At 56.4% G+C, this 3255-nt stretch carries 5 protein-coding genes; 2 read left to right on the top strand and 3 right to left on the bottom strand.

Features of this window, described 5'->3' with window-relative positions:
* A partial coding sequence (locus DOU54_RS15195; protein ID WP_193603361.1) for an AraC family transcriptional regulator occupies window positions 1-686 on the top strand: 686 nt, incomplete at its 5' end.
* Between the two features lie 139 nt (window positions 687-825).
* Here DOU54_RS15195 and DOU54_RS15200 read toward each other — a convergent pair.
* From DOU54_RS15200 to DOU54_RS15210, 3 genes are all read right to left on the bottom strand, one after another.
* Entirely contained in the window at window positions 826-1452 is a 627-nt protein-coding gene (locus tag DOU54_RS15200; protein WP_113731525.1) for a tyrosine-type recombinase/integrase, read from the bottom strand.
* A gap of 104 nt (window positions 1453-1556) precedes the next feature.
* The gene (locus tag DOU54_RS15205) at window positions 1557-1856 is read right to left on the bottom strand and encodes an AzlD family protein (RefSeq protein WP_113731526.1); all 300 of its coding nucleotides are present in this window, start codon (window positions 1854-1856) and stop codon (window positions 1557-1559) included.
* Window positions 1853-2572: an AzlC family ABC transporter permease gene (locus tag DOU54_RS15210; protein ID WP_113731529.1), complete on the bottom strand. Its 720-nt coding sequence runs from the start codon at window positions 2570-2572 to the stop codon at window positions 1853-1855. The genes DOU54_RS15205 and DOU54_RS15210 overlap by 4 nt, the downstream gene beginning before the upstream one ends.
* 125 nt (window positions 2573-2697) lie before the next feature.
* Here DOU54_RS15210 and DOU54_RS15215 point away from each other — a divergent pair, with 125 nt between their 5' ends.
* Window positions 2698-3162, top strand: coding sequence for an Lrp/AsnC family transcriptional regulator (locus tag DOU54_RS15215; protein WP_113731527.1), 465 nt, complete (start codon window positions 2698-2700; stop codon window positions 3160-3162).
* Window positions 3163-3255 lie beyond the last annotated feature (93 nt).

Below are 3255 nucleotides of genomic sequence, written 5' to 3' on the forward strand. Positions count from 1 at the left end.
CTTATGGCGCAGCGCACTTTCTCATCCTGTCGGTGGACGTCCCGGTGAACGCACGGGTTTTGCAGGCGTCGAATGAAAAGCCCTTTCTTGGGATCGAGATCAGGCTGTCACCAGACCTCGCCCGCGAAGGCGCCCTCGAGATGCTCCCCGCGTTACCGGTGGAAGCAGACCCCGCCTTCGCCGTGGGCTCCCTGTCAGGGGCGACTGTCGATGTCCTGACGCGTCTGACCGCTTTGATGGACACGCCGGCAGATGCAGCTCATCTTGCCCCTCTGTACACCCGGGAACTGCTATATCGCATAGGCCAAGGCCCGCAGGGCCATCTTCTGCGAGATGCGCTGCGTATAGGCGGCCAGACTGTGCAGGTTCAGCGTGCCATCGACTGGATCAAGGCTAACTTCCGGGAAAAGATAAGCATCGATAGGCTGGCAGATATTGCGGGTATGGGAGTAACGACATTTCACCGGCGCTTCAAATCGGTGACCAATCTCAGCCCCGGCGCCTACCACAAGATGGTCCGGCTTCACGAGGCGCGCAGACTCCTTCTTGATGCGCGGACAGTCTCAAGCGTCGCCTTTGCGGTTGGCTATGAAAGTGCTTCGCAGTTCAGCCGCGAATACGCTGCCTTGTTCGGTGCACCGCCTCGCAAGGACGTGCTGAGCGAGCAAAGCGGGCCAAGTCGTTGACGTGAAGTGATTGCTGTTCTGGAAATCTCATTCCAGCTCATCGAGCTACCCTTAGCGGCTCAGAAACAACTGCGAGTAAGTATGATTTCAAAGGCCGCTTTTGGCGCAAGAGCGACTTAAGACTCTTGCGCCAGAGACTTCATAATTCAATCGTCTCGGCAAGACGCAGTGCATCATCCACTTCGACCCCGAGGTATCGAACGGTCGTTTCAATTTTTGAATGCCCAAGAAGCAATTGCACAGCTCGCAAATTGCCGGTTTTTCGATATATCTGAGCTACCTTGGTGCGCCTGAGAGAATGTGTCCCATAGGCTCGATCATCGAGTCCTGCAGAACTGATCCATTTATGGACCATCCGGGCGTACTGCCGTGTCGAAAGGTGGGGTCGAATTGATGAACGCCCAAGGAATATAAAACTGGAATCAGTCGGTGGTCGCCCAAGTAGGTATTTTTCTAAAGACTGCCGGGTGACTTCAGTGATCTCGAACTGAACAGGTCGCTTTGTTTTCTGCTGAATTATGACGCCTCGCTCCCTCGCAAAACCACCGGAGGACACGTCTTCCACTTTCAGTCGCACCAGATCGCTGGCTCTGAGCTTGCTATCTATAGCAAGATTGAAGAGTGCGAGGTCGCGGATAGCCCCGCTCATTTCCAACCTGATCCGAATGGACCAGACCTGTCGGGGCAGAAGCGGTCGCTTTTGGCCCAACAGCTTACCCTTGTTCCACGCAGTATGTTCCGCAGGTCTCGGATCGGTGTTAGACATTACATTCCCTCCAGCCGCCCACCTCACCACAACGCCATCCTTGGCGTTGTCAGTATACAGAGGCTTGTGCATTTGGCCCAAAGCGGACGAGACGATGCCTAGCGTTATACTGCCAGAAGACGCAATAGTGCAGCAGACCCAATCGCGATCAAGACCGTCGGCAGCACCGGCAGCCTCGTTGCGACAATGGCTGTTATGCCAAGCGTTATGAGGTCGGACAAGCGACCCGACACGAACACGGGCGCTATGACGGTGATGAGAACGCAACCCGGAGCGCATTCCATGACGATCTTGATGCGTCCGCTGATGTCTCTGTGCTTCAACAGAAGATAGCCGCCGATGCGGGTCATGTAAGTGACAGCAGCCATCAGTACGATGGTCAGCAGGTAAAGCGGATCGATCATTCTGGCCTCGCGAGAAGATAGGCAGAGAGCACACCCGACAAGGCTCCCGCTGGCACGTACCAAGCCCCAGGCATGAACAGGTGGGTTGCGCCTGCGACAACCAGGCTGACTAGCCATGGGCGGGACGCCGCAACGCCTCTCCACATGCCCGCCAACATGAAAAGGAACACGGCCGGAAAGGCCATGTCGAACCCGTATCGGGTGACGTCTCCGAGCACAGGTCCGACGACAGCCCCGACCGTCGTGAAGACAATCCAGCTCGAATAGAGGCCGATGGCGACGCCGAAGAAATATCTGGTGTTGAGGGCCGTCCGATTGCGGCGTGCGTCGTCCAGACCCATAGCCCAGCTCTCGTCGCACATGAAAAACAGCACTAGGAAAGCCTTGCGACGGGATAGTCCGCGCATCAACGGCGCGAAGGCCGCCCCCATCAGCAGGTGGCGACTGTTGACGAGCAAGGCGACGGCAACGATCAACGCAATCTGCGGCGGCGATGTCCCCAGCGCCAGCGCCGCAAACTCCGATCCACCTCCGAAGTTCAGTCCCGTCATGAGTGCAACCTCCGCTGACGAGAAGCCCTTTTGCACCGCCTGCGCTCCTAGGACGAGCGCAAAGGGCACGAACCCAAGCATGATAGGCACCGCGTCCTTCAATCCACGAACGAAATGGTCAGGTGCCATGTCGGCTTGCAGTTCTGTTGGTTCAATGTCGTTCATGCTTGGCGTCCAAATTTTTATTGGCGTCTTGTAGCCCGATATGGTCGGCACCGGATTGCTTTCTGGTTCTCAAAAGTGGAAATGTTGGCATGGGATGCCTACAACTGGAGAAAGGACAGCATGGAATGGCACAGAGCCTAGATAGGATTGACCGAGCAATCCTCCGTATCCTCCAGAGCGACGGGAGGCTATTGAACACAGAGCTTGCCGACCGCGTCGGGCTCTCCCCTTCTCCATGTCTGAGAAGGGTGAAGTCGCTGGAGGAAAGCGGCGTTATCGATCGCTATGTGGCGTTGGTCGATCCTGCCAAAGTCGGCATGGGCTTTTCTGTTTTTGCGCGAGTGTGGTTGTCCGGGCAGGATGAAGAAACTGTGGATGGCTTTGTCGAGGCCGTGCAGAAGCTCCCGCAGATTGTTGAATGCCAGTTGATGGCGGGAGACTGCGACTTCATCCTTCGGGTCATCGCCCCTGACCTTGAGGGGTATCGCAAGTTCCAGACCGAGCATCTGGGTCGCATCAGGAACGTTCGCAACATCAAGACCGAAATCCCGATGCAAAAGATCAAACTAACGACGGAAATACCGATCTAAACCGGCCGCATTTATGTGACGGGTCGAGCGTCCAATTGGCGCAAAGCAGCCGTGACGACGGAGCAAGCTAAAGCCGATAGGGTGTTCCATCAC

It is taken from the genome of Agrobacterium sp. MS2, assembly GCF_003261015.1.
Taxonomy (GTDB): domain Bacteria; phylum Pseudomonadota; class Alphaproteobacteria; order Rhizobiales; family Rhizobiaceae; genus Agrobacterium; species Agrobacterium pusense.

Excerpts from the sequence above, each read along its gene's own strand:
- DOU54_RS15210 (WP_113731529.1), bottom strand. The coding sequence starts at position 2,572 with ATGAACGACATTGAACCAACAGAACTGCAAGCCGACATGGCACCTGAC.
- DOU54_RS15215 (WP_113731527.1), top strand. The coding sequence starts at position 2,698 with ATGGCACAGAGCCTAGATAGGATTGACCGAGCAATCCTCCGTATCCTC.
- DOU54_RS15200 (WP_113731525.1), bottom strand. The coding sequence starts at position 1,452 with ATGTCTAACACCGATCCGAGACCTGCGGAACATACTGCGTGGAACAAG.
- DOU54_RS15205 (WP_113731526.1), bottom strand. The coding sequence starts at position 1,856 with ATGATCGATCCGCTTTACCTGCTGACCATCGTACTGATGGCTGCTGTC.